This is a genomic window from Sporosarcina sp. Y1004, from assembly GCF_057669665.1.
Map to the genome: position 1 here is coordinate 30943 of NZ_JBYHFQ010000022.1, position 24962 is coordinate 55904.

At 39.8% G+C, this 24962-nt stretch carries 24 protein-coding genes; 11 read left to right on the top strand and 13 right to left on the bottom strand.

From position 1 onward, the window contains the following. Window positions 1-8: 8 nt before the first annotated feature. Together AC25Y6_RS14255 and AC25Y6_RS14260 are read right to left on the bottom strand one after the other, a co-directional pair. Window positions 9-542, bottom strand: coding sequence for an isoprenylcysteine carboxyl methyltransferase family protein (locus AC25Y6_RS14255; RefSeq protein WP_488143517.1), 534 nt, complete (start codon window positions 540-542; stop codon window positions 9-11). Between the two features lie 12 nt (window positions 543-554). Then, on the bottom strand, window positions 555-1634 hold the full coding sequence (locus AC25Y6_RS14260) for a type III polyketide synthase (RefSeq protein ID WP_488143502.1): 1080 nt from the start codon (window positions 1632-1634) through the stop codon (window positions 555-557). A 132-nt stretch (window positions 1635-1766) separates the two neighbouring features. Between AC25Y6_RS14260 and AC25Y6_RS14265 the strand changes: the two genes are divergently transcribed. Continuing rightward, window positions 1767-2771: an LLM class flavin-dependent oxidoreductase gene (locus tag AC25Y6_RS14265; RefSeq protein ID WP_488143503.1), complete on the top strand. Its 1005-nt coding sequence runs from the start codon at window positions 1767-1769 to the stop codon at window positions 2769-2771. A gap of 235 nt (window positions 2772-3006) precedes the next feature. On the opposite strand, the gene AC25Y6_RS14270 is transcribed toward AC25Y6_RS14265, so the two are convergent. Beyond that, window positions 3007-3453, bottom strand: a complete 447-nt coding sequence (locus AC25Y6_RS14270; protein WP_488143504.1) for a YaiI/YqxD family protein — start codon at window positions 3451-3453, stop codon at window positions 3007-3009. Between the two features lie 60 nt (window positions 3454-3513). Continuing rightward, complete coding sequence (locus AC25Y6_RS14275; protein ID WP_488143505.1) at window positions 3514-4839, bottom strand: M28 family peptidase; 1326 nt, start codon at window positions 4837-4839, stop codon at window positions 3514-3516. A 107-nt stretch (window positions 4840-4946) separates the two neighbouring features. On the opposite strand from AC25Y6_RS14275, the gene AC25Y6_RS14280 reads away from it, so the two are divergent. Together AC25Y6_RS14280 and AC25Y6_RS14285 are read left to right on the top strand one after the other, a co-directional pair. Beyond that, window positions 4947-5162 (top strand): hypothetical protein, encoded by a 216-nt coding sequence (locus AC25Y6_RS14280; RefSeq protein ID WP_488143506.1) that lies wholly within the window; start codon window positions 4947-4949, stop codon window positions 5160-5162. Between the two features lie 115 nt (window positions 5163-5277). Next, on the top strand, window positions 5278-5781 hold the full coding sequence (locus AC25Y6_RS14285; protein ID WP_488143507.1) for a DinB family protein: 504 nt from the start codon (window positions 5278-5280) through the stop codon (window positions 5779-5781). Between the two features lie 255 nt (window positions 5782-6036). On the opposite strand, the gene AC25Y6_RS14290 is transcribed toward AC25Y6_RS14285, so the two are convergent. Next, on the bottom strand, window positions 6037-7065 hold the full coding sequence (locus AC25Y6_RS14290; RefSeq protein ID WP_482106368.1) for a DUF4097 family beta strand repeat-containing protein: 1029 nt from the start codon (window positions 7063-7065) through the stop codon (window positions 6037-6039). Further along, window positions 7058-7381: a PadR family transcriptional regulator gene (locus AC25Y6_RS14295; RefSeq protein WP_482100058.1), complete on the bottom strand. Its 324-nt coding sequence runs from the start codon at window positions 7379-7381 to the stop codon at window positions 7058-7060. Before AC25Y6_RS14295 ends, AC25Y6_RS14290 begins: the two co-directional genes overlap by 8 nt. A 314-nt stretch (window positions 7382-7695) precedes the next feature. Here AC25Y6_RS14295 and AC25Y6_RS14300 point away from each other — a divergent pair, with 314 nt between their 5' ends. Next, window positions 7696-7989 carry a hypothetical protein gene (locus tag AC25Y6_RS14300; protein ID WP_488143508.1) on the top strand — a complete coding sequence of 98 codons (294 nt, stop codon included), beginning with the start codon at window positions 7696-7698 and terminating at the stop codon, window positions 7987-7989. Here AC25Y6_RS14300 and AC25Y6_RS14305 read toward each other — a convergent pair whose 3' ends face one another. Continuing rightward, on the bottom strand, window positions 7990-8664 hold the full coding sequence (locus AC25Y6_RS14305; protein ID WP_482106370.1) for a DNA alkylation repair protein: 675 nt from the start codon (window positions 8662-8664) through the stop codon (window positions 7990-7992). A gap of 321 nt (window positions 8665-8985) precedes the next feature. Here AC25Y6_RS14305 and AC25Y6_RS14310 point away from each other — a divergent pair, with 321 nt between their 5' ends. Further along, the gene (locus AC25Y6_RS14310) at window positions 8986-10371 is read left to right on the top strand and encodes a leucyl aminopeptidase family protein (protein WP_488143509.1); all 1386 of its coding nucleotides are present in this window, start codon (window positions 8986-8988) and stop codon (window positions 10369-10371) included. A 154-nt stretch (window positions 10372-10525) separates the two neighbouring features. Here the strand turns inward: AC25Y6_RS14310 and AC25Y6_RS14315 are convergent, their stop codons facing one another. Both AC25Y6_RS14315 and AC25Y6_RS14320 read right to left on the bottom strand, forming a co-directional pair. Beyond that, window positions 10526-11410, bottom strand: a complete 885-nt coding sequence (locus tag AC25Y6_RS14315) for a TRM11 family SAM-dependent methyltransferase (protein ID WP_488143518.1) — start codon at window positions 11408-11410, stop codon at window positions 10526-10528. Window positions 11411-11484: 74 nt separating this feature from the next. Next, entirely contained in the window at window positions 11485-12066 is a 582-nt protein-coding gene (locus tag AC25Y6_RS14320; RefSeq protein ID WP_482106372.1) for a branched-chain amino acid aminotransferase, read from the bottom strand. Between the two features lie 676 nt (window positions 12067-12742). On the opposite strand from AC25Y6_RS14320, the gene AC25Y6_RS14325 reads away from it, so the two are divergent. Further along, window positions 12743-13609: an LCP family protein gene (locus tag AC25Y6_RS14325; RefSeq protein WP_488143519.1), complete on the top strand. Its 867-nt coding sequence runs from the start codon at window positions 12743-12745 to the stop codon at window positions 13607-13609. Between the two features lie 105 nt (window positions 13610-13714). Here AC25Y6_RS14325 and AC25Y6_RS14330 read toward each other — a convergent pair whose 3' ends face one another. The 3 genes from AC25Y6_RS14330 to AC25Y6_RS14340 are packed head-to-tail and all read right to left on the bottom strand — an operon-like array spanning window position 13715 to window position 16704. Further along, a complete protein-coding gene (locus AC25Y6_RS14330) occupies window positions 13715-15313 on the bottom strand; it encodes a YndJ family protein (protein ID WP_482105538.1) in 1599 nt (532 codons plus the stop codon). After that, entirely contained in the window at window positions 15300-15914 is a 615-nt protein-coding gene (locus AC25Y6_RS14335) for a DUF4166 domain-containing protein (protein ID WP_488143510.1), read from the bottom strand. The genes AC25Y6_RS14330 and AC25Y6_RS14335 overlap by 14 nt, the downstream gene beginning before the upstream one ends. Before the next feature lie 10 nt (window positions 15915-15924). After that, window positions 15925-16704 (bottom strand): DoxX-like family protein, encoded by a 780-nt coding sequence (locus tag AC25Y6_RS14340; protein ID WP_488143511.1) that lies wholly within the window; start codon window positions 16702-16704, stop codon window positions 15925-15927. A 336-nt stretch (window positions 16705-17040) separates the two neighbouring features. Between AC25Y6_RS14340 and AC25Y6_RS14345 the strand changes: the two genes are divergently transcribed. From AC25Y6_RS14345 to argH, 4 genes are all read left to right on the top strand, one after another. Continuing rightward, complete coding sequence (locus AC25Y6_RS14345) at window positions 17041-18507, top strand: spore germination protein (protein ID WP_482105541.1); 1467 nt, start codon at window positions 17041-17043, stop codon at window positions 18505-18507. A gap of 3 nt (window positions 18508-18510) precedes the next feature. Continuing rightward, window positions 18511-19593 (top strand): GerAB/ArcD/ProY family transporter, encoded by a 1083-nt coding sequence (locus AC25Y6_RS14350; protein WP_488143512.1) that lies wholly within the window; start codon window positions 18511-18513, stop codon window positions 19591-19593. Continuing rightward, window positions 19590-20693 (top strand): Ger(x)C family spore germination protein, encoded by a 1104-nt coding sequence (locus AC25Y6_RS14355; protein ID WP_482105543.1) that lies wholly within the window; start codon window positions 19590-19592, stop codon window positions 20691-20693. The genes AC25Y6_RS14350 and AC25Y6_RS14355 overlap by 4 nt, the downstream gene beginning before the upstream one ends. Before the next feature lie 206 nt (window positions 20694-20899). After that, window positions 20900-22228 carry an argininosuccinate lyase gene (gene argH, locus AC25Y6_RS14360; RefSeq protein WP_482105544.1) on the top strand — a complete coding sequence of 443 codons (1329 nt, stop codon included), beginning with the start codon at window positions 20900-20902 and terminating at the stop codon, window positions 22226-22228. A gap of 705 nt (window positions 22229-22933) precedes the next feature. Here argH and fabI read toward each other — a convergent pair. After that, on the bottom strand, window positions 22934-23713 hold the full coding sequence (fabI, locus tag AC25Y6_RS14365; RefSeq protein WP_482105545.1) for an enoyl-ACP reductase FabI: 780 nt from the start codon (window positions 23711-23713) through the stop codon (window positions 22934-22936). A gap of 214 nt (window positions 23714-23927) precedes the next feature. Between fabI and argC the strand changes: the two genes are divergently transcribed. Continuing rightward, window positions 23928-24962, top strand: a complete 1035-nt coding sequence (gene argC / locus AC25Y6_RS14370; protein ID WP_482105546.1) for an N-acetyl-gamma-glutamyl-phosphate reductase — start codon at window positions 23928-23930, stop codon at window positions 24960-24962.

Consider the following 24962-nt stretch of genomic DNA (forward strand, 5'->3'; position numbering starts at 1 on the left):
GGAATGGTTTAATCGTGCAGTGAAAAGGTCTCTTTATAATTTGTCGCTTCCTTCAATGCTTTCTCTTCCGCAGGAATTCGTACTGACAACATCCATACATTCAACAGAGAAAATACTATTGCTGTTAAATATGCGCTGAACAGTAGTGGAAGCACGAGAAGTTCGGTGGCGACAATTATATAATTCGGATGACGTACCCACTTATAAGGCCCTTTTTGTACAACAGTAGCACCTGGTAGTATGATGATTTTCGTATTCCAAAACTTCCCGAGTGAAGCAAGACACCAGATTCTTGCCGCTTGTGCGATTAGAAAAATGACGAGAAATATAATCCATAGTGGAGACAACGCTTTTTCGAACAAAAAGACCTCTGCAAGGAGTGAAATAAAAAAAACGATATGCATAGATACCATTACGGGATAGTGGGTAGCACCCGCTTCAAATGCCCCCTGACTGCGCATCCATTTTTCATTGCGCTTCGCGATAAAAAGTTCGATGAGGCGCTGTAAGATGACAATTGAAATGACAATCGGAAATAACATTAGCATCAACCCTCATTCCCATTTCAATAGTAACAGTTCACCGCAAAATCCTGGCCCAAGAGCAGCCATCAATCCATAATCACCAGCGACAGGTTCGTTTTCCATGAATTTTTCTAGAACGTAGAGAATAGTTGGTGAAGACATATTGCCATTTTGACGCAGTACGTCGCGCGAGATATCCGTTTTAGTTTTATCAAACCCAAGTGCGGTTTCATAAGCTTCGAGTATTTTTTTACCACCAGGATGTGCGACGAAATGCGTAATATTGTCTTTAGTAAGTCCATGTTCACTGAGAAATTCATGAACGAAAGGGCCGAGCCAATTTGTGATGATAGCAGGAATGCTTTTTGAGAAAACAACATAGAGCCCAGTGTTTTTCACATCCCAGCCCATGACCTCCTCAGAATTGGGCATCAGTTTTGACGTAGTGGCAATCACTTTAGGCATTGCTTTAGTAACCTTTACCAATGATTTCTCTCCAGAAACCAACGCACAAGCAACCCCATCGGAAAATAACGACACACCTACCAGATTGCTTTTTGAATAATCGTCTTTTTGGAATGTTAAACTACATAATTCAACAGAGAGTACGAGCACATTCGCCTCAGGGAATGCAAGGCAATATTCATAAGCTCTGCTAATCCCCACCGCGCCACCAGCGCAACCCAGTCCCCAGATAGGAATACGTTTTGCATTATCACGGAAAGGGATCTTATTCATGATGCGTGCTTCAATACTTGGAGTTGAAATTCCACTGCTTGAAATGAAATAAATCGCGTCAATCACAGATGGTTCAATAGGAATGTCGAGCTTGCCATTTCCTTGAAGGCACGATAGTACGGCTTGTACACCGAAGTCGACCGCATGTTGAATATATAAGTTATTACGCTCTTCAAAGTCATGCTCTTTGCCATACCATTCAATGGGCATGCATACATTGCGAGTCTCGATATCTCCATTTTGAAATACATTTAATAGTCTTTCTATATCCTTGTATTTCTCACTGAAAAGAGAACGCGTCAGTTCAACTGCCTGTTCTTGTCTAACTACATGCGGGGGTTTGAAAGTACTAACAGAAATAATTTTCGGCATAGGTTACCTCCCACTCATTATCTACTACATATTACCTGAATATGACTTCATCAAACGTTTAACCTGAGCGTCCCTACCATATAGTCACTATACTTCGTGTAAAATGGTGGCATAATGAATGGAGGAAATACAATGACCATCAAACTAAGTATATTGGATCAATCACCGATATCTGAAGGTAGCAACGCTATGGAATCATTAAAACAGACAGCAATACTTGCACAAAAAGCCGAAGAATGGGGTTATACTCGTTTTTGGGTTTCCGAACACCATGACACGACATCACTTGCCGGGTCGTCACCTGAAATACTAATCTCTCACCTTGCTTCTGTAACCTCTACAATCCGACTCGGAACGGGAGGTGTTATGCTGCCCCATTATTCCGCGTACAAAGTTGCAGAGAACTTCAAACTCCTTGAAGCACTCTTTCCTGGTCGGATTGATGCGGGCGTTGGGCGCGCTCCGGGAGGAATGCCACGAGCGACATATGCTTTGCATAATGGAAACTATCGGGATGTCAATAAATTCCCGGAACAGGTGGATGATTTAATCATGTATTTGAACGACGCTATCCCAGCTGACCACGCCTACTATGGCTTGAAAGCCACGCCTATAACGGAAGAGGTGCCGCCAGTTTGGATGCTAGGATCGAGTCAAAGCTCTGCCTTTCTTGCCGCTGAAAAAGGTCTACCCTATATGTTTGCACAGTTCATTAACGGAGAAGGCGGTCCCTCATATGCGAATCATTATCGCAAAAGGTTCCAGCCTTCCGTAAATTTACAAAAACCAGAACAAGCAGTTGCTGTCTTTTTCGCTTGTGCAGAAACGGAAGAAGAAGCCGAACGGATCATCTCTTCACTTGATTTATCTAGGATTATGCTAGAACAGGGCATGCGCTCCAAAGGAACACCTTCGCCCGAAAAAGCGCTTGCATACCCATACAGTCATTTTGAACAACTACGTGTTTTAGAAAATCGTAAACGGATGATTGTAGGTACACCTAAAATGGTCAGAATAGAAATAGAAAAGATTGCAGAAGAGTACAATGCGGATGAAGTGATGCTTGTGATGATTGCATATGACTTTCGGGACAAGTTAAAGTCTTATGAATTGATTGCCAATGAGATGCTTACCTGAACGAATGTACATACATTAGCGTACGCATAACTTGTACGAAAGATGACTATTTTATGTAAAAGCACTGCCTAGGTGGTGCTTTGTTATTTTTCGAATTAATAACACTGTTATTTACAAGTCACAATTGTTCTTATATATCATTAAAAAAAGCATCGCAATGCGATGCTTTTTAGTTTAAACAAGTTATTCAGTAAAATTTTCATCTGATAAAATATCTAGATAGCGCTTGTTTAATTTACATGTTTACAAGTTGTGTACATAACTTTTTAAGACTCTCTTCGAACTTCAAATCACTCTCTTTTGAGCGTTTCTTTGGACCACGTAAGCGTCCGCCAGCCATTCGGACTTTTTGTGCAGTATGGCGGGCGTACAATAGCTGATCGATATTGTCCTCCGTATAAAGGCGTCCATTTTGATCGATTGGATGCCCTTTTTTTGCTAGGACCATAGCAGCTAAACCGTAATCTTGTGTAACGACAATATCATCTTTTTGCACACGATTTACAAGAACAAAATCGACTGCATCTGCTCCCTTAGAGACTATTATCGTCTCGGCCCCTTCGCGATGCATTTCATGTGTCGTATCGCAAATGAGGATGCAGCGGAATCCGAAGGTCCCTGCTATTTGAATCGTTTCTTTTACAACCGGACATGCATCCGCGTCGATAAGAATTGTCGTCATGGGACGTCCCCCTTTATACTTTCTTATGCGTAATTCTATTAAAAAAGAACCTTCAACTTGTCATTCTCTATATACGTCTGGCAAAGTTAATTCAAAAACGGAGGAACCGACGATTTTCGCAACGTTCTGTAGACGTTCCTTACTTAACTTTTCAATTGTGTCTTCAGGAGTATGATACCACTCTTCAACAGGATCATAAATGAACAGCGCTGCATCAATTCCCGCATCATGAAATGGAACATGATCACTTCTGTCCCCAAAATCAGTTTCGATAGGGTCTCCATAGAGTTGTTCATTCGCTTTACTTGCGGCTTGTGTAACAGTATTATCCGATCCATCCATCGTTTGAATGGTTAAATCTCCGGCATAAGCACTTCCAACCATATCAAGATTGAACATTGCGACAGAGCGCTTAATTTCACTAGGAGACATCGCATTCACATACTTTTTGGAACCATACAATCCTTCTTCTTCAGCGCCAAAAAGTAAGAAACGGATTTCTTTATTTGTTGGAACGGTTTTGAACAACCGTGCAAGTTCTAAGACAACTGCTGTGCCGCTAGCATTGTCGCTCGCACCGGGTGCATTTGCGACAGAATCATAGTGGGCACCAATTAATACAATTTCATCATTGACTTCGGAAACAGGTTGTTTAGTAGCTATCAAATTTTGCGATTCTTCTATTTGAATAGAGGCACCACCAATTTTAACTTCCGCATTGATAGGGCTGCTAGTTTTAACTAAGTTTACAAGTTTTGTACCTTCCTCATAATTTAGAGCAAGCGCAGGAATGAAATCGTCATAATGTTCATCGCCGAGTGACCAGTTATCAATCTCCGACTCATCAGGGAAATAAAGAATGATTCCCTCCGCACCGGAATCTGCTGCTAGTAAAACGAGTTCGTAGAAAGGTGTATCCTTAACCGCAACAAGTACAATTTTTCCTACTACGTCCACTTTTTTATAGTCGGCTTTTAAACCATGGCCTACGTCAATCAATTGTCCTTTGGCGTGACCGTCAACTGAGTATTGAAACGGAGAAGGTGAGAGCGTGCCATCAAATCCTTCAACGACAATGTTGTGAAATTTAGGCATGATATATCGCTCAAACTCAAAAGGTTGAACTTCAACTTCATAACCAGCCATTTTAAGTTGGGCTGTTATAAAAGTAGCCGCTTGCAGTTCAGATTTCGTGCCTGCAACACGGGGTTCTAACGATAATTCTTTTAGGGAAGCGTAAATGTTATTAACGTTTACATTATTGCTAAAGTCAATATGCATTTGACTGAACTCTGGACTTTCCACGACCTGTGTTTTAGATGAACAGGCTGTTAACAGGACAATACATACGAGTAGTAAAGAGAATAGCTTTTTTTTAAAAATCATAGGACTCCTCCAATCTGATTAAGGAAATTATAGCATGACCATTCAGTTTCAATATAAACAGGTAAGGGAATAGTTACAAAAAGGCTAAAGTGGAAGGAGTGAACTGAATGTTTAAAAAACCAGAAGATGCACGAATGACACGTGAAGAATCGGAAGGATATGGGTGCCATACAGACGCTAAAAATGCAAGATATGAGCATGTTGAGTTGGATAATGATAAAGACAACAATGCCAATTCAGCTAGTACCCCTCTAACTGAAGAAGAAATCGTCAGGCGGGTAGGCGAACAAAATTATAAAAATATGAATGATGATAAGACATGAGCATCCATTAATAGCTAAAAGAGACAGCTTCTTTGTTAATGAAAACAAAGGAAAACGACTATCACATGTCGAATGGTCCTTAAGATAATTAGTATATAACTTGGAGGCGCTGTAGATGTTTAAAACAATTGGAGAATTTCTTGTTAACTGGGGTCATGAAAGTGGTTCTACACAAAAGATTCTAGACACATTGACAGATGAATCACTTCGACAAGAAGTATCACCTGAAGATCGCACGCTCGGTAGAATTGCTTGGCATCTCGTTACAACACTTGACGAGATGGTATCGCGTACAGGTCTTGAATTTGATGCGACTCCCCATGACGCTCCTGTTCCAGGAAAAGCTACTGATATTGCAGATGCCTATCGTTCTTCAAACAATACGATGGTTGCGGCAATAAAAGAACAATGGAATGACGATATTTTGCATGAAAAGAAAGATATGTATGGAGAGCAGTGGACGATTGGCACCGTCCTAAATATATTAATAGCACACCAAACGCATCACCGTGGTCAAATGACTGTTCTTATGAGACAAGCAGGTTTACGTGTACCGGGTGTATATGGACCGTCTCGCGAAGAGTGGGCAGAGTTTGGCGGAGAAGCTCCTAAAGTCTAAATATATGAAAAGCTGCTCAAAATCAGTTGATGATTGAGCAGCTTTTCTTTTAATTATGGGGGGGATAAGTATCTGAACAAGGTTTTTATATTGAACTATAAAGAAAGAAATAAAATATTTGCCTAGCACATTCGTGGGTTACTTTAGCCGCATTGGGGGCAATGAGTATTACCGACCGCTCGAATCTGTACCTGGACCGCTCAAAACTCGCTCAGCAACGATCCAAAACCCACCGCTAACCAACAATATCCATACTTACTTAACCGTAATCCGTCCATTATCGGTCTTTAAACGAATCGTATGCTCTCCGGCACCGATAACCGTCCGTAAATTCCGTTCTCCAAAGACATCAATTCCGCTATGACTCGTCTTCGCATGTATTGTAACATTTTTCGCGCTTTCACTTGATTCAATAAGGATGCTTCCGTTATCTGTTCGTAAATCCATATTTCGATCAATACTATCTGTTTGAACGATAATTCGTCCATTATCCGTACTTCCGACAATGGATCCTGATACATGTTCCAAAACGATTCGCCCGTTATCCGTTTCTGTTGCAATACTGACCGCATCTACATAGCGCATTTCAATCCGTCCGTTATCCGTTTTCGCTGTTATCTGTTCAACTTGTGCTTTATCGACTTCAATTCGCCCATTATCCGTTTCAGCATTCAATGTCGTTGCTGCAATTTCTTTTAAATGGACTGCTCCGTTATCAGTCTTCGCTTGGATTTTCTTGGCAAGCAGTTTCTTAGCGGTAATTCGTCCATTATCCGTCTTCATAGCAATTTTTTGATAAAGTTTAATTGGAATCATGACATTTAGAGTCACTGCCTTAAAATTGAAATGAAGCATGAATAACCAGTGACGCAAACCTTTGAGTCTGATGAACAATGTGTCTTCAATAACTTCAGCCGACAGCTGCAATTTCTCATCCCAACCAACCAATTCAACTGTGGTAACCGAACTGTCGGATGGACTTACCACAATTGACCCATATTTAACATTGATATCGATATTGTTAAAATGGTTATCTGAAATTGTAATCATTTTATTTATTGGTGTCACTTCTACTTCATTTTTAGAGAACGAATGGGAAGCTTGCAATTCTTCAGCAATAGTTTGAGGGGCTCCTAAGGAAGCAGCAATTTCACTATCTGATTTTCCATCTTCACGTCCATTTGTAAAGTATTCTCGGATATCTAGAATAATATCGTTCAGTTCCTCTGCAGGTAGCCTTTTTAAAGCATTTTGAAGTTCAACAATAAATTGATTTTCAGTCATTAATAACGCCCTCCTCGATTAATGTATTAACGCCATCCGTGAAGTTTTTCCATTCAGCCAGTTGTGCATGAAGATAATCCCGGCCACTATCCGTCAATTTGTAATACTTGCGGGGAGGACCTTCCGTCGATTCCTGCAGGTAAGTTGTAAAATAACCTTCCTTGGTCAATCGACGCAGTAAAGGATATACTGACCCTTCTGAAATGGATATTTGATCCGAAATCTTCTGCACGAGTTCATATCCATACCGATCTTGTTTATCCAGCAGTACAAGCACACACAAATTCAACACACCTTTTTTAAATTGCACATTCACTTAATTTCGTCTCCTTTCGCTATTAATCAATGAATAGTACCATACCATGCGATGTACTTAATGACACCAATATATCATATGGTATTGTTCACTACAAGGTACCGATATAAAAATTATATAAGTGAATCCCATTTTAGCAACGGAACTTTCATTAGGGAGAAACGTAGTACATGATAGCAGTTGATTAAATGATAATACCAAGGGGGTAATAAGTTGAAGAAAGTCTTAATGATAATCTTTTCTGTACTGTTACTAACAAGTTGTAGTCAGGGAAAGCCTCATCACAATAAAGAACTCGAGATATTATCTCCATAATGAATGAAAAAGTAGCGGTGGAAATCAACTTGAATAACATGACGGATTTCATATGGGACAAAGCATTCATTATCCGGCCTTATACGACTAATCAAGCGATAAAGGAGCTAATTGGCGGCAAAGACCTGAACAATATGGAAATCCGTGATGATATAAATACTATTATTTTTAGTAAAGCAGGTAAACCGATTCAATATGTGGAAATACCTCGGTATACGGATTTTGTAGTAGAAGACGATACAAAACCGATTACACCGGAAGAAAGTATCTTGAAATTTGAAAAGACCTCATAATCATTTAAAATGTTTCAGCGCTTCTCGCTTACTAAGCGGTTTTAGAGGATGTTTTTCAACAAATGACATCACAAGATCTGGATCTGTTTTGGCATATTCCCTTAATGCCCAGCCAATCGATTTTTGAATGAAGAATTCCTTTGAAGTAGAATGCTGTTGAATGATTCTAAAAAGTAAATCTGCGTCTGTTTCTTGTTTGAATTTTAGTTGATGGAGAATCGCAGAACGGTTAGTCCATATATTGTCTGAAAGAGACCAATCTAGCATCACTTTTTCTCCATATTTACGATTGATTTTCACTACATGACCAACGAGAGAAGGGGCAATCGAATCTACGCTATCCCACCATGATTTAGACTCAATTAGCTCCTTTAAAACAGGGAAGTCATCTATTGATAACTGTTTTTTTAACTTATCAATAAGCGCGATAGCTGCGTACTGATACTCACGTTCTGGAAGATTATACAGTTTCCATGCTTCAACAAAAAGCTCCCCACGTTCAGGTAAGGAGAATTCGGAAAACTGTTCCTTTAATAATACTTTGCGAAGTGGACTTTTAATACCAAGGAAAGGAAAATGGTTTTTCAAATAAGCCACCATTGGTCCTGCCTGTTCAGTGTTTCGATTCGCTTCAAATTTCTCGATAATTCCTTTATGATCCCACGCTTTTTTCAATCCAGCTACCTCCCAGAAGTTTTAATTAAAGTGTAACATACTCACATACATGGGGCCTTTAGACAGAAATACATTCAAAATCGTTTGGAGTCATTCAAATGAAAAACGAGAGTTACTACGTAGGTTGAGGAACACTCGCGTTATTCACTGCACGATTGGCGTAATGGAAAATATGGGCTGAAATGGTTTCTCTTATCTTTAATTATGGTTCATTCACAAGTCTTACCCTCTTTCTTTTGGATAAAAGATAATTCTACGAAATGGAATAATTTACGGTAAACTATTTTAGAAGTCGAAATAATTTACCCAGGGGGAAAATGAATGACTATTGAAGTAAAAGTTATTTTTTCGAGCAATCCAATTGTTTCAGATAATGCCACAGTCAACCAATTTGTTGCCAATCAAAAAGCAGGACATTGTTCTGTATTAATTGGAGAAACGCATTATATCATTGTGAAAAAGTGCAAAGAAAAAGAGATGACACTCGAAAAAGTCCGTGCTACAGCGGGTAATATCGCACGCAATGTAAGCGCTCAAAAAGTGGATAAAGCAATAGTGGACGGCGTGGAACTTTCAAATTCATTTACTGTGTTGGATAAAGAATCCATTCTGACAGCTTTCTCAGAAGGATGGGAATTGGGATCTTATCAGTTCGTAACCTATAAATCAGCAGTCACACCATTCCAAACTGAACTCCATGTAACAGGCGACGAAGCGAAGCCTTTCGTTGAAGTGGGAAAAATTCGTGCGGCAGCAACAGCATTTTCACGTGATTTAATGAATGAAGTATCGAACGTTTTGAATCCTGAAACGTTTCCTGAAGTACTGAAGCAAAATTTTGAAGGCACAAATGTCGAAGTCAATGTGTTAGACAAAAAGAACCTTGAGGAAATGGGAATGAACGGGGTTCTGACAGTTGCTCGGGGTAGTATTTACAAACCTTCATTTGTTGAACTCATCTACAAAGGCGACGCTTCGAAACCGCTTGTTGCACTTGTGGGTAAAGGCGTGACGTTCGATACAGGCGGCATCAGCTTGAAGAGCGGCAAAGATTTAAGCGACATGCGTATGGACATGGGTGGGGCAGCTGCTGTTTCTGGTGCTCTTACATTGTTGGCAAAGTCGAATGCAAAAGTGAATGTCGTGGCATTGATTCCAATCGTGGAAAACATGCCGGATAACACATCTGTTTTGCCCGGTGAAGTTATCACTTACAAAAATGGTTTGACAGTGCAGGTGGGTAACACGGATGCAGAAGGTCGCCTCATTTTAGCAGACGCACTCATTCGTGCAGGTGAATGGAAAGCGGAATACATCGTGGATATCGCTACGCTGACTGGTGCAATCGTCAATGCACTCGGAACTGAACTAGGAGGCGTATTCGGTGATGAAGAACTGTCTGCACAAATGAAAAAAATCGGTGATCAAAATGGCGATTTCATCTGGCCGATGCCATTAGTCGAAGCATACGATAAGTCGCTCGACAGTGATTATGCGGATATGAATAACATCAGTTCACTTGGCGGGGCTGGCTCGATTACAGCGGGATTATTCCTACGCCGTTTCGTACCGAAAGAGAGTAAATGGCTGCATGTTGATATGGCGGGGATGATGAGTAAAACCAGCGCATCAGGCTATTATGCTAAATCTGCTACAGGGTATGGTGCGCGGTTACTGGCTGACTTTACAACGCATATCTCAAAATGAAAGAAAGTGCTCAGTTATACTGGGCACTTTCTTTTTCCTTATTCAAAGTCTAAGTAGTAGAGATGTGGCTGGAAATACACATCAGCAATCAGCGCTAAATCCGTCTTTTTATGAATCAAATGATAAACTCACCAAAAGGGATAAGGCACTTTCATTATTCGCAAACTAATACTTGTCTGATGAAATGTCCCTTTTTAGCAACACAACGATCGACGATAACGAATCCGGCTTCTTCAAGCATATGATCAATCGTTTCAATCGTCACGACAACAACTTTTTTAGTGAAACGGCGTGACTCTATTAATATATCCAGCTGTTCTCCTGGTGTAATATGCGTGAATAAATTATAAGGCATATCAATGATTGCGACGTCATAGTTGTCAACGACTTCTGCAATAGGTCCGATTTCTACATTGCCCTCGAGTCCAAAATGAACGATGTTTTTTCTAGAACCTAAAACGACGCGCGGGTTAATGTCTCGGCCGACGATGTTAATGCCCATTGATAGTGCTTCAACTAAAACTGTTCCAATCCCACAACAAGGATCGATTGCTCGAATCCCTTCAGGATGAGGCACTGCAATATTGGCAACTGCCCTGGCAACACGTGTACTTAGCGCAGTAGAATACATATGCGGTTTTTTCTGATGAAGAAACCAGACAGATTCACTTTCGACATGCTTCCCAAAATACCATTTGCCATTCAATAGGACGATGCCGAATGACTTTTCGGGAGAATTCACTAAATCAGGGGTGCCATTGATACGCAGTCCGATTTCACGTTCGATTTTCCGACGTTCAGGATGTCCAATTTTAGTAGTTGTATCAAGGTTGGTCGTATTTAAGCAGACAACTCTAAATGTAGATTCACCTAAATCATACTGTTCGACTTGACGAGAAACTTCTTCAAGACTGTCACCAACATAAATAATTTCCAGTCTTTCTTTCATGAATGCACTTCGGCTAGGATCGATTTTAATCGAACTTATCAATGCAGTGGAAGGTACATCAAAACCGAAAAAAGATCTCATTTCGAGCATACACAGATCATGCTCATCAGTATGTTGCGTATATGTGTATAGAAAGTTCGAATCGTTCACTCATTTCCCATCCTTCACTGCGTATCATCCATAGCCTCAACCAAATTAAATATAAAATTGTACATTAGTTGTAGAATCTCTATAAATGACAATTCTTCACTAAATCCATCTACGTAGTCTAATGCAAAGTTCATATCCCAAAGTCCGTCTTCACTCGAAAACATCACACTGTATTTCGTGCCATCTCCATTTAAGTGTGTGTCGAGATATGCTTTCATATCATCGCCGTATTTCTTTTGCAATTTCAGTCCAAATAAAGCGGTATACGTTTCAAAAACTTCATCAAATTCAAGTACGACCGCATCGACTCGAATGACTTCAAAAGCACTTGATTCTAAGTAAACGAATTCATTCAGATGACTTTTTAAGTATAGAATATGCTCATTTAAAAAGGACTGATCTTCTTCACGAATTAAATTTTCCGTTTCTTTAACACATCGTTCGATAGCACTGAATTTAAAGTCTTTCTCAACAACTGTTACATCACTAGGTATCAATTGATGCTTCTCTACATACTGTTGATCAATTTCAAATAACTCAATTTTACTATCAAGCGTATTTTCTGTAATATACTTATCCATCTGTTTTTTTAACACAATCAGTCATCTCCTTCATTGAAGAGAAATTAAAATGGTATCCTCTTATATAGTAGTATATCCTAAATTGGACTGTTCGGCTTCGAATTTGTAACTGGCTTTATGTGTGATTAATACAACAGAGGCTTATAAGAAATAACTAATAAGTTGAAGAAAACTGAATTAATATGGTTGAGATTATTAGCGTTGACAAAGTGTCAATGCATCTATACAATTCATCATGTGCGAACTGTACTAATACATACCTAGTATTACAGACAGGAGCATCACCCATGACGGCAGACAAGTTTAGAACAATTTGTTGACAGTCTGAAAGTACCTTTGACTCATTTAGTTGAAGATTCTGGTTTCACGGTTAATGAAAATGGTTCGAAACTGCTTCTAAGAAATTGAATCTCCTGAAACAGGTTAGCATATATATGACTCTCAATTGCAGATCTTTCCAATAGGTTACTTGGACGACGCGATTGCTGTATAATTAACGATGAATGCTTTATCAAATAACTAACAAACAGGTAAATGATAGGTGGATCTATATATGAAAAGAAGCGATAGAAGAAAAAAGAAACATAAAGGGCTCAAAAAGTTCTTTTTAGTAGTTGGATTGTTGGTGTTACTAGGAATTGGCTATGGGGTTTATCAATACTCTAGCGGTTTGTCATTAGCAAACAGTGGCATGCTAAATGATGATGAAACAAATTTTGATGATTTCGAAGGCGCGGATTCACAATTTGGAGAGATTAATGTCCTGTTAATGGGAAGTGATGCTCGAGGCGATGAGAAGGATGCACGATCAGATTCTTTAATGATTGCTCATTACAATCAAACAACGAATGAAGTGAAAGTCGTTTCCATTATGAGAGATACATATGTGGAAATTCCAGGTCACGGAAAACAGAGAATAAATTCTGCGTTTTCAATTGGAGGTCCGGAACTTGTTAGAAAAACGATTAAGCAGAATTTTGATGTAGATGTTCAATACTATGCAATCGTTGACTTTTCGGGATTCCCAAAAATTGTAGATGTTATTGCTCCTGACGGAATAGAAGTGGATATACCATATGCAATGTCTCATGGTATCGGAATGACACTACAGCCGGGAAAACAAGTTTTATCTGGTGAGCAGCTGTTGGGATATGTCCGTTTCCGTCACGATATCAATAGTGATTTTGGGCGAGTAGAACGACAACAAGAAGCATTGTCTAAATTGAAAGAACAAGCAGTGAGTGTTCATAGTTTAATGAAAATACCTAAGTTACTTGGAGTTGTAAATCCTTACGTTGAAACAAACGTTGATAACAGAACGCTACTAACGATTGGGAAAGGCTTACTCAAAGGTAAATCTAAAGAGATGGAGTCGTTAAGAATTCCTGTTGCAAATTCGTTTGAAAATGAACGTGTTGACGTGGGAGAGGTTCTTAGTATTGACTTTGAAAAAAACAAACAGGCACTACAGGAGTTCTTATCATCAGAAGGCAATACGGATGACACAACGCTAGATGAAAGTGAACCTGAAGATAACAAAAATGAGTACAATCAATAAAAAGTTGAATAGAAAGTTAAATCGGAAAACGCGCATGTGTTATTAACACGTGCGCGTTTTTTTGCTTTAGTCCTTAGACGTTTTTTCAAATCATCAACGTTTTTATTACTTCCCGTTAGGCTTTATTAAATACGTAATCGATAAAAATGGGATTGAAAATATACTCATTTCATGTTGGGCACTCAATTTACTGTCTTTCCTATCACTAACGGTAAAATCCTCCGCGATGGGAAGCTTGAACGGTTGATTGGCGAGGAAAGATAGATAAATCCCCGCATCCGATTCACAAGAATGAGGCTTGCTGGTCAGCCGCAAATCGTTCTCACTCTGATGCAGTTCCAAGATCCCGGTCATCGTTGAAAATGGTAGCGGCAAGGCAATGTTCATGTACATTCGACCTGCTGTACTATGCTGTGAATAAAGTGCGATGAATGTAGTGTCATTGCCGATTTTACGGACCCACGCCCTTACATTATCTCTGCCGTCCGCTTCATCCTGAAGTGCAATTACATTCCCGGTCATTTTAACTTGTCTACCATGAAGAGGCAAATTGATTTGTTGGGTTTTTCTGCTTATAAACGCGTAAAGAACGGCAAACGGTTTAAACCAAGAATGCCAGTTAATCGTTGCGAATAACTGGTAGTCATTGGTGTTTTCATAGAAATCAATGATGCGAGGGGATATCGTCTCGCATTGAATAAAAGGCTCGTAAACCTTCATGTCGTCGACAAGTCCTTGATGTTTTTCACGCAATCTGCCTTCGAGAACGTGTTCACCTATAACCCGATTCCCTCGAATACGACTGACGGGGAAAGTGGGGGGACGAAAATTTGTACCGGGAACTTGTAAAGACCAACCGAAAATACCAAATAACGCAAATACCACACAGTTCAACACGCCATGAAAACGAAGCATGAATTCAATGTTCACGGATGTCAGCCCAAAGCCATTGCCAAGGGCATATAACAATGAAAAGATGATTGTCACTCCGAGCGCGCCAAACGATATACGAACGAGCCACTTTTGTATTTTATTTGCGAATGTTGTTTTACAAGCAATTATAATGAAGCCACCTAAACCAATAATGTATAATCCGACAGACAGTAGCTCAATCCACCTGGAAAATGTAATACCAATCGCAACAATCAGCGGTGATACTAAAAGAATTAAACAGACAATCCCATAGATCCGGGGTTTATAAAGTCTTCCCAGTAAACCGATGAAAATCGGCAATAAGAATGCAGAGTAGTGAAAATGTATGGCAGTCAACCACGTAATAAGAGGACTGAATCCAGTGTCAATACCAGTCACATAAGCAAAGAACCAAGCCCCGCCAAGCGAGATGTAAACAAGCCCCGCATCAATCGCGAACTCTTCCGAATGCGTGAATCCCCTATTTATAAATCGCGACAAACCATACAAAGCGATACTTATCGTAAACACTAAATATACCGCCGCTAGCAGACCATTCCACTTTGAATCTGGTATTATTTGCAACAGCGCTACTGCTAAATAAGCGGGAATCGCAAAATAATAATAATGCTTAGAAAACCACTCATTCTTAGTCATAATGAGACGCAATGCAAACGGGACGTAAACGAGCTGTGCAATCGTGAGCATTAGAAAAGGCCACGGATCCTCACTGAAAACAACCACGATGATAAATAAAACACTATGTATACTTGCAAACTTAAGTATTGACATCAGCGGAAAACGCCCCTTTATACGAAAATACGATTCCAATCAGGGGGTTTCTAACCGTAACATGAATTTGGTAAAGGCCTAGTTCATCGTCGAACCTTTCTGTCACGGTTGCAAGCCCTTGAAAAATCCGTGGTAATGGAATTTCGATCTTTCCTAGAACAAGCCGCTGGCGTAGTGATGTAATCGTCAAACTTCCGTTAGTTGCTACTTGGAAATCCAAATCGGCATAAATGAGGTACGGTTCACCCAGGTAATCCCGGATGACAAGCCGTCTTGCATCAAAACTCATAAGCGCGTTAAAATAACGTCTTTTTTTATCGAAATGAAAAACACGTTCCCAGTGCACCTGGCTTTCGCCATTCTCCGCAACAAACGCCTTATTCGTTATTGTAAATGGAGTGTTTATGCCTCTTTCCGGAAAAAGCAGTTTCCATCTAACACCTGCCTTTAAAACCGGATACAACCACTTAGGTCCGCCACCGATTTCTTTCATGACGCCGGATGCTTTAAATGTAGCACCTGTCCGTAGGTCATACCTTTTTTGCAACATGGGATGCATCCGGTTGAAATTATCACCCAATACTTGTCTGAAAATCGACATAAAGTCCACCTCACCTTTTTCGTTTACAGCTTCTTGCCGAAGGCATATCTTTACTCATGAGCAAGCCAATCAGTGAAAGAACAATCAGTGACATATTGAATGTCACAGGATTGAAAGGATGGATTGCTGTTGCCGGTACAGCAATGATCGCCGCTATTGTAAGCAACGGGAATAACAGTAGCTGCAATGTGAATAAATGCCTCTTATTGCGATAAAATAGCCAACTAATCCCGAACAGCACTTCTGTAATTCCAATTAAAATTATTGATGTCGTAATTCCTTTCTCTGATAAAACTAAAACGCTTCCGACCATCGCCCTTTCTTCTATGTGCATCCCGATAAGCTTCGGAACAAGACCTTGATAAATCCAAATGAAAGCAAACAATAGCGACATTAAATAGGTACTGAAAAATCGCAAATACTGGGAGCGGGGGGCTTCGTCTCGCTCAAGCCACCGCTTCAACACATCGAAACTAAGTGCAGTCGCCCAACCAATAACGGGGCGGAATGCGAGTTTATCGGCAACTTCGCCGGCACGACCAAAATTAACGTCGTAATCATACTGAGTCAAAAATTTCACCCCGTCTTTCTGGGGTTCGTATTTCCAAAAACCACGTCCTTCTCGGATAGGGGATATCCATTGCTCCGTTCCGAACTGAAGGGATGAGGATCGCGTACCGTCTTCTTTATGGAATGATCCAACACTTTTTCCCCATCCTTTAACGTATATGAAAGGCCCGACAGTCCTTGAATAAACGAACTCTTGGGGCTTACCTTCTTCTTTTGGCAAATAGGTAATGGAAGAGAAGCGAAGATCCTATTGTTCATGCATGTTCGGTTGTTGCGAGGCGTTCCACACTTTCTCAATATCCGTCTGAATCGGTATTTCAACGTAAATTGGCTTTCTTTTCACCATCTTCACCTCTCTACTTTTTCGTCTAGCAATCACGTAAACAGTTTCTCTACTATCATAAAGAATGTGGATTGCTGATGTTGCTTTTCACACCCTTCGACATAGATGCTAGGACGTCCGCTACCACTAATCAGCATAAGCCTTCTTGTATAAGTTATCACGGTTTGGGAAAGATTGATAATAACCGTATGCAAAAATAGGAAGGTGGTAGTGATGAGTTTTTCGGAGAGTGAAAAGAATGGTCTTACTAATGAAACATCCATACAAAACAATAATGTACTTCTTGACGCAATTAAGAACAAGCTTGATGAAGTAGAAGATGCCGTATTTAAAAACATTCAAACTGCCGATGAACTTGTGACAATCATTTATCTTAGTTCGCTTATCGAAAAACTTACTCTACACAGAACTGTTATTGCGCCATTGTTAACGAATAAAGAAGACCTATTGAAATCTGCCGAAGTACCTGAGAAAGTCAATATTTCTAGCATTTTATCTTCCATCACTGAAGGGAACACGATTGTTTATTTTCAAACAAAAAATCTTTTCGCAACTGTGAATACATATAGCCCACCAACTAGCTCAATCGCTAATTCAGATACCGAATCAACGGTCAGCGGTCCCCGGGATTCATTTACTGAATCTCTACAAACAAACCTATCCCTCATTAAAAGACGGATACAGAATACTGGCTTAAAAAATCGCGACTTTATTATTGGGACAGAAACAAATACTAAAATTTCCGTTTTGTATATCGATCACATTGTAAACGAGAAGAACTTGACCAAGGTTATTAACAAAATTGAAGCGATTGACTATAGGGGTTTTGATGATATCACCATTTTAGCCCAGTTGATGGAAGACCATCAATTCTCTCCATTTCCTCAATACCAAGTAACCGAAAGGCCTGACATGGTAACAAGCTCTCTAATTGACGGAAGGGTTGTTATCATGATGAACAACAGTATAGGCGCAATGATCTGTCCGAGCTCTTTTCTTGGCTTTTTCATGTCCCCGGAAGATTATTATAACCGTTGGACGACAGCCACATTACTTCGTTGTATCCGTTTTTTCGGTTTCTTCTTAACCATAATGCTAACTCCTTTTTATATTTCTGCTCTAACTCACCATCCAGAAATGTTACCTTATGAAGTGTTGAAAAAATTACAAGAATCAAGAAGCCAGGTTCCATTCCCACCAGTCGTTGAAGTTCTTTTTATGGAACTGGTTATTGAAGTACTAAGAGAAGCAGGATCTCGGATGCCGACCAAAATCGGGCAAACGATTGGTATTGTCGGTGGTATCGTTATTGGCACAGCAGCTGTTGAAGCAGGTCTTGTCAGCAATATATTGATTGTGTTGGTAGCCATTTCAGCATTGCTCTCATTTTTACCGCCAAGTTTTAAAATGAGTAATGCAAGTCGCTTTGTTCGATATATTTTTATCTTATCGGCGGGTTTCTTCGGTTTATACGGACAAATGATAGCTTTTGCATGGCTTATTTTTCATTTAGTGAATTTAACATCTTTAGGAACCCCTTTTATGTCACCGGTAATCCCTAGAAAGTGGACAGACCTTCTGGACAGCATTGTTTTGGCGCCACCTTCCTTCCGAAAACATAAAAAGGGTGTCGCAACTGCAGAAAGCAAAAAAGTACTCCCTGAAGACGGAGAGGAATAGGTTATGGATCAAAATAAAACAAAGGTATTGAATGGATACCATGTCGTCTTTCTTGTCCATCTTGTGATGAGCGGCACCATCTTATTAACTTTGCCGAATTTACTAAGTCCGGTAGGCTTTAGCCAGTGGTGGTTCCCGCTCCTGTTCGGAGTTATCGCAAACCTGTTACTTATTCCGATGATTTGGATTGCCATTAAATACAGTCATCATAATTTGTTCGCGATTCACGAGTTATTGCTTGGCAAATGGGTAGGGAAAAGTCTCAATGGAATTCTGATTGTATATACAGCGTTGATTTTGGCGTCTTTTATTGAGGGGTATTTAGACCTAATACAAGTTATTGCACTGCCGGATCGGACAATAATTGGGCCTTTAATCATTTTCATGCTTTTGCTCGTTTACATTGTCAGCGGCGGCATTAAATCAATCGCCCGATTTTGTATCATTAGTTTTTTCCTGGTAGTTTGGATTTTATTTTTTTTGAAATGGGCAATTGGTGAAGGAGACATTAAACATATTCTGCCTCTTTTTAACTTTACTAAACAGGAGTTTTTCACAGCAACAAAAAATGGATTTATAGCAATGTCCGGTTTTGAACTAATCCTTTTTTATTTTTCGTATATTATCCAGCAGAAAAAAGCATTTAAACATGCCTCTTTGGGCATATGGATGACCGTATCCTTATACCTCTTGACCGTCTTTACGAGTGTCATCTATTATTCCGAATGGCAACTTGAACATGTGATGTATCCAGTTTTATATTTGTATAACGCGGTTACTCTTCCTTTTCTTGAGCGAGTTGATGTTTTTGCCATATCACTGTGGGTTTTTCTAATCCTGACGACCGCGGCTGCATTTTTATGGGTTGCAAAAAAGGGGTTGGATTCAATACGAGCAAAAGAAAAAAAGAGTCATTTATACATTATAGCTATTGTTGTATTTATCATAGTAAGCATTCCGTTACCGAAGGAATTCCAAAATAGACTATATGAAGGTATTTATTACATCAACTATGGATTTATAATTTGGCCGATTTTCTTGTGCATCATTCATTTACTGAAAACAAGAAAAGAGGTTGTTACATGAAACGGTTTATATTCTTCATATTCCCAACATTATTGTTGTGTCTAGCCGGTTGTACGCAAGAAAATCGTTCAAATTCCGTTGAGGACTTATCGATGATCAGCAGTATTGCCTTCGATTACATCAGTGAAGATGAAGTAAGGATGACGGTGTCGATTCCACAAGCAACAGGCGATTCACAAGAAATTACTCAAAACTATTCAGTCAATACATCCTTAATCCAGAAAGGGTTCATCGAGATTTCCACGCAGGCGGGTAAAATGATTTCCTTAAACCAGCTTCGAACAATATTATTTAGCGAGGAGTATGCGAGGAAAGGCGATGTAATAAGGACAGCTAAACATTTTTACCGGGATCCAACCGTTGGAAATAATATTCGTCTTGCTATCGTGAAAGGCAGTGCGGAAGAAGTATTGAAAGCTACTTTCCCTGACATCCCAAGTATAAATATGTATTTATATGACTTGTTACAACCCAAAATGCATACAGCATTTAGTCCCTTTACAACGCTTCATGACTTTATTAATTCAGCAACGGATAAGGTGTCTCATTCATCTATGCCTTATTTGGAGAAAAAAGAGGATTCGCTTAATATTGAAAGTGTTGCTTTGTTTGACGTCGGAAAAATGCTTGAAACAATCCCAAGTAAACAATCTTCGCTTATCCAAGCGTTAAAAGGGTTGGACAAACTTGCCCCGATTGATATTACCCTTGAAAAGGGCTCAGATAAGGAAGAACTACATATACAATTGATTGAAAGTAAAGTAAAGATTAACAGTAATAAAAAATTGGATTCTCCACAAGTGTCCATTCGCATTAAATTACAGGGTTCCCTGATGGAATATGAGGGGGACAAAGAATTAAGCAAAAAGAAAGAGCTTGAAGTGCTGCAGAAGGAAATTAGCAAACATGTTGAAAAGGAAGTAGAAGACCTCTTAGAAAAACTTCGGAAATTAGAAGTTGACCCTGTCGGTTTCAGTGAATATTTCAGAATGTATCATAAAGGGAAATGGAATGAAAAGTTAACTCAAAAAGTAATTGCGTCGGTAGATTACAAAGTAAGTGTAGATTTCAAACTTCTTAATACAGGGGTTTTAAAATAAGTTATTAAATTGATGATTTAACGAGCGTAACGATGGGTTACGCTTGTTGAAATTGTGAAGTGTAGAGAAAACCCGAACTATTAGCTGTTTCATAATACTTCTTGCTAAATAAGCAATTATGAAATATAATTCATATTTATACATATTTATGCATAAAGGATTTTGAAAATGAGTGCTTGTAGTATAAAAAAGGAGTGGCAGAATACATGAAACTTTGGGGCGGGCGTTTTACAAGTCGTGCAGATGAAATAATGGAGAAGTTTAATACATCGTTACCTGTAGATCACAGATTATATAAAGAGGACATTGCTGGTAGCTTGGCGCATGTCACAATGTTAGTGCATTGTGATTTATTAACACCGGAAGAAGGGGAGCTACTCGTAAACGGTCTCCAATCGATTTTGAATGACATTGAAACAGGTACCATTAAAATTGAAGGCAATTACGAGGATATACATTCATTCGTAGAAATGCATTTAACAGAACGTATTGGCGAGACTGGAAAGAAACTGCATACAGCACGCAGCCGTAATGATCAAGTTGCAGTAGACATGCGCTTATACGCAAAAGGCAAGGCGGCGGAAGTGATGGACAATCTTCAAATGCTCATCGATTCGTTGTATGAAAAAGGTGCAGCAAACAATGTAATCATGCCTGGCTATACGCATTTACAGCGTGCGCAAGTCGTAACATTCAACCATCACTTAGGTGCGTACGCTCAAATGTTCAAAAGGGATAAAAAACGTGTTGGAAACGCAATCGAAATTTTGGATGAAAACCCATTAGGTTGCGGGGCTCTAGCTGGTACAACGCATAATATTGATCGTGAAGTGACAACGGCTTTATTAGGTTTTGCAAAACCTGTGGATAATTTCCTTGATGGCGTTAGTGATCGTGATTACTTACTTGAACTAATGTCGAATTTCTCTATACTGATGATGCATTTAAGCCGATTGAGCGAAGAACTTATATTGTGGAGTAGCCAGGAATTCAAATTCATCGACATGGCAGATGCGTATTCAACGGGAAGTAGCATCATGCCACAAAAGAAAAATCCGGATGCGGCAGAATTGATCCGCGGGAAAACGGGGCGTGTCTACGGCTCTCTATTTTCACTGCTAACGACTTTGAAAGGGCTACCTTTGACATATAACAAGGACATGCAGGAAGACAAAGAGCAATTTTTCGATGCACTTGATACTGTGTTGGATTGTATAGAAATTATGTCGAAAATGATTGACACACTTCAAGTAAATGCGGATAACATGAAAGCAGCGATTAAAGCTGGTTTTCTGAATGCCACAGAAGTTGCCGATTACTTAGTGAGTAAAGGGACAGCATTCCGCGACGCTCATGAAATCGTCGGGAAATTGATTATTTACTGCGAACAACAAAAGAAAGCGATTGAGGATTTGACAGTTGAAGAGTTGGCGAAGTTCAGCAATCAGATTACGGATGATATCTATGATTACATTGACTACGAAAACATCATTTCAAAAGGGAATAAGCACTTGATGAAGCAAGTGGGGAAATGAAAGAAGGGACTGTCTTATCCAGACAGTCCCTTTTTGTAATATAAAGTATCCCACTCGTTGATACGCCAAGAATAGCCAGTAAATAACTTGATGTCACGCTGGGCACTACATGTATAGCCGCTATTTATTTTTTCGGTAATCTTATGGTGATTGTTCATCCGTCGCTCTCCAAAGACAATAGTAAAAGTAGTTCCGAAGCTTTTCGGGACGAAAGAATAGATCGCTTCTTATATGGAGAGGGGCGGTCAAAGATACAATTTTGACCGCTCAAGCCTTCTAATAAGGTATCTCTATAATTAGGAGAATCTATTAGAGCATAACAAAGAATACAATATACAACGTGCAAGAGTGCCCGAAATTGCATCTTCGGGCACTTACACTCTCTATTGGAAGTCATCTATTCTTTTTTTCCTAAGCAATCGCATTTTTCACTTGAATATTGTAGGAACGCGACAGGTAATTAATCATAACAGTATGTCCGAAAAGAGTGTGGGTAGAAGTGACAGAGTCACTTCTACCCACACATGCCCCACGGTAAAACTGTCGTGATTAATTCACCGAAAGCGTGCCGAAAATAGTCTAGTCAAAATGGCAGTTTTTAAGTCCTACTCGCCCGTGTTTTATGCCGAAATTGGTTAATCCACAGACAAGTTATAGCATAAGTTTCATGACCAGGAATCGCGTCTAAGTGGGTACTTAGCGCTATTACCCCATTATATTGTAGCCGGCATCTACATAAATAATTTCACCAGTTACGCCGCGGGATAGGTTGCTTAACGTGACCAGTGTCATCTCCGCTACTTCTTCTTGTGTTACGTTACGTTTCAAAGGAGCATTCTCTTCAATTTGAGTCAAAATTTTATTGAAAGAAGCGATGCCTTTTGCGGATAGTGTCCGAATTGCACCAGCTGAAATTGCATTGACACGGATATTATCTTTTCCAAGGTCAAACGCCAAATACTTAACAGATGCTTCAAGCGAGGCTTTCGCAACTCCCATTACATTATATCCGTCAAGCACACGCTGTGCCCCCAAGTAACTCATCGTAACGATAGAACCGCCTTCCGTCATAAATGGACGAGCTTCTTTTGCCGTTGCAATAAGTGAATAAGCGCTTGTATCCTGTGCAAATGCAAATCCGCTTCTTGTCGTTTCTACAAAGTCGTTTTTTAAATCCTCAGCATGGGCAAAAGCAAGTGAGTGGACCACTCCGTGAATTGTACCGACTTCTGCGCCGATTGTACCGAACGCTTCATGGATACTTTCATCCTCGTTTACATCACACTGCACAATCAGTTTTGCCTCGTAACCCGCCGTACCTAACAGCTTTTCAAGTTTAGTGAGTGAACGCTCTTTCCGGTATGTGAAAATCACGTTTGCACCGACTGTGAAAAGTGTTTTGGCCACTCCCCAAGCAAGACTCCGTTCATTCGCCACACCCATTACCACAATATTTTTTCCTTTTAGTTTCAATAAATCTTCCATAGTAACCTCCTGATTAGGCAAGTGTAATTCAATGCCTATTATTAGTACCAGATGCTAAGTGAATTATAGCATATCTGTTTCATTCGTGTGAATAACAAAAATAATAAATGAAAACGCATTCAATAATGTAACTCACGAAATAAATAAAAATACAGTTGACTTTATAATTATGCATACATATAATAAGCTTAACTTACAAACAGGAGTGATTGTCATGAAGGTAGGAATCATTGGCGCTTCAGGGTATGGTGGACTAGAGCTCATCCGGCTACTGCACAACCATCCTGAAGTTGAAAAAATTGAATTATTCACATCATCTAAAGAAGGAATTGTCTTTTCGCATAATTTTCCGCATCTAATGAATATATCCGATCAGCCACTCCAAAAAATAGAGTACGAAAAGTTAATGGAATTCGATGTCGTGTTCTCGAGTGCACCTGCGGGAGTCGCAAGTAAGCTTCTTCCTCCGTTACTAGGGAAAGGACCTCGCCTGATCGATTTGTCTGGAGACTTCCGTTTAAAAGATTTAGCTCAATATGAGCAATGGTACCAAAAAGAACCTGCACCGGCATCCGCGGTTGCGCATAGTGTATATGGTCTGACCGAATGGAATACTGATGCAATCAGACAAGCGCAACTAATAGCTAATCCTGGTTGTTATCCTACGGCGGTTCTGTTGGCGCTCTTGCCTTTACTCAAAGATAACTTGATTGATGCAACTCAATTAATCATTGATGCAAAAAGTGGTGTGTCTGGGGCAGGCAATACACCCAATAAAATGACCCATTTCAGTGAAACGAATGAAAATACAGCCATCTATAAATTGAATCAGCATCAGCATATACCAGAAATAGAGCAGGCATTTTCGATGTTTGCACAAGAAACAGCGCCCATCACTTTTAGTACACATCTAGTTCCGATGACAAGGGGAATACTCGCGACAATCTATGCACCCGTCATGGAAGGAATTACGGAGCAACAACTCGTGGATTGCTTAACGACAACCTACGCTGATCATCCATTTGTCCGAGTTATGCAAGAAAATGGAAAGTTCGGTACCAATCAAGTATACGGATCGAACTATTGTGATCTCCTCGTGAAAGTTGATCCGCGGACGAACAGGGCAACCATCGTATCTGTCATTGACAACTTAGTAAAAGGGGCAGCAGGGCAAGCCGTTCAAAATATGAACGTACAATTTGGTCTCAAAGAAATAACCGGTCTTTCACTTGTCCCGGCATTTATTTAA

What these genes read in the sequence shown, in the direction of transcription:
- AC25Y6_RS14260 (WP_488143502.1), bottom strand. Translation starts at nt 1,634, where the DNA reads ATGCCGAAAATTATTTCTGTTAGTACTTTCAAACCCCCGCATGTAGTT.
- AC25Y6_RS14350 (WP_488143512.1), top strand. Translation starts at nt 18,511, where the DNA reads ATGGATCAAAATAAAACAAAGGTATTGAATGGATACCATGTCGTCTTT.
- AC25Y6_RS14330 (WP_482105538.1), bottom strand. Translation starts at nt 15,313, where the DNA reads ATGTCAATACTTAAGTTTGCAAGTATACATAGTGTTTTATTTATCATC.
- fabI (WP_482105545.1), bottom strand. Translation starts at nt 23,713, where the DNA reads ATGGAAGATTTATTGAAACTAAAAGGAAAAAATATTGTGGTAATGGGT.
- AC25Y6_RS14345 (WP_482105541.1), top strand. Translation starts at nt 17,041, where the DNA reads ATGAGTTTTTCGGAGAGTGAAAAGAATGGTCTTACTAATGAAACATCC.
- AC25Y6_RS14300 (WP_488143508.1), top strand. Translation starts at nt 7,696, where the DNA reads ATGAATGAAAAAGTAGCGGTGGAAATCAACTTGAATAACATGACGGAT.
- AC25Y6_RS14315 (WP_488143518.1), bottom strand. Translation starts at nt 11,410, where the DNA reads ATGCTCGAAATGAGATCTTTTTTCGGTTTTGATGTACCTTCCACTGCA.
- argH (WP_482105544.1), top strand. Translation starts at nt 20,900, where the DNA reads ATGAAACTTTGGGGCGGGCGTTTTACAAGTCGTGCAGATGAAATAATG.
- AC25Y6_RS14310 (WP_488143509.1), top strand. Translation starts at nt 8,986, where the DNA reads ATGACTATTGAAGTAAAAGTTATTTTTTCGAGCAATCCAATTGTTTCA.
- AC25Y6_RS14270 (WP_488143504.1), bottom strand. Translation starts at nt 3,453, where the DNA reads ATGACGACAATTCTTATCGACGCGGATGCATGTCCGGTTGTAAAAGAA.
- AC25Y6_RS14335 (WP_488143510.1), bottom strand. Translation starts at nt 15,914, where the DNA reads ATGTCGATTTTCAGACAAGTATTGGGTGATAATTTCAACCGGATGCAT.
- AC25Y6_RS14275 (WP_488143505.1), bottom strand. Translation starts at nt 4,839, where the DNA reads ATGATTTTTAAAAAAAAGCTATTCTCTTTACTACTCGTATGTATTGTC.
- AC25Y6_RS14265 (WP_488143503.1), top strand. Translation starts at nt 1,767, where the DNA reads ATGACCATCAAACTAAGTATATTGGATCAATCACCGATATCTGAAGGT.
- AC25Y6_RS14355 (WP_482105543.1), top strand. Translation starts at nt 19,590, where the DNA reads ATGAAACGGTTTATATTCTTCATATTCCCAACATTATTGTTGTGTCTA.
- AC25Y6_RS14285 (WP_488143507.1), top strand. Translation starts at nt 5,278, where the DNA reads ATGTTTAAAACAATTGGAGAATTTCTTGTTAACTGGGGTCATGAAAGT.
- AC25Y6_RS14290 (WP_482106368.1), bottom strand. Translation starts at nt 7,065, where the DNA reads ATGACTGAAAATCAATTTATTGTTGAACTTCAAAATGCTTTAAAAAGG.
- AC25Y6_RS14255 (WP_488143517.1), bottom strand. Translation starts at nt 542, where the DNA reads ATGTTATTTCCGATTGTCATTTCAATTGTCATCTTACAGCGCCTCATC.
- AC25Y6_RS14280 (WP_488143506.1), top strand. Translation starts at nt 4,947, where the DNA reads ATGTTTAAAAAACCAGAAGATGCACGAATGACACGTGAAGAATCGGAA.
- AC25Y6_RS14325 (WP_488143519.1), top strand. Translation starts at nt 12,743, where the DNA reads ATGCTAAATGATGATGAAACAAATTTTGATGATTTCGAAGGCGCGGAT.
- argC (WP_482105546.1), top strand. Translation starts at nt 23,928, where the DNA reads ATGAAGGTAGGAATCATTGGCGCTTCAGGGTATGGTGGACTAGAGCTC.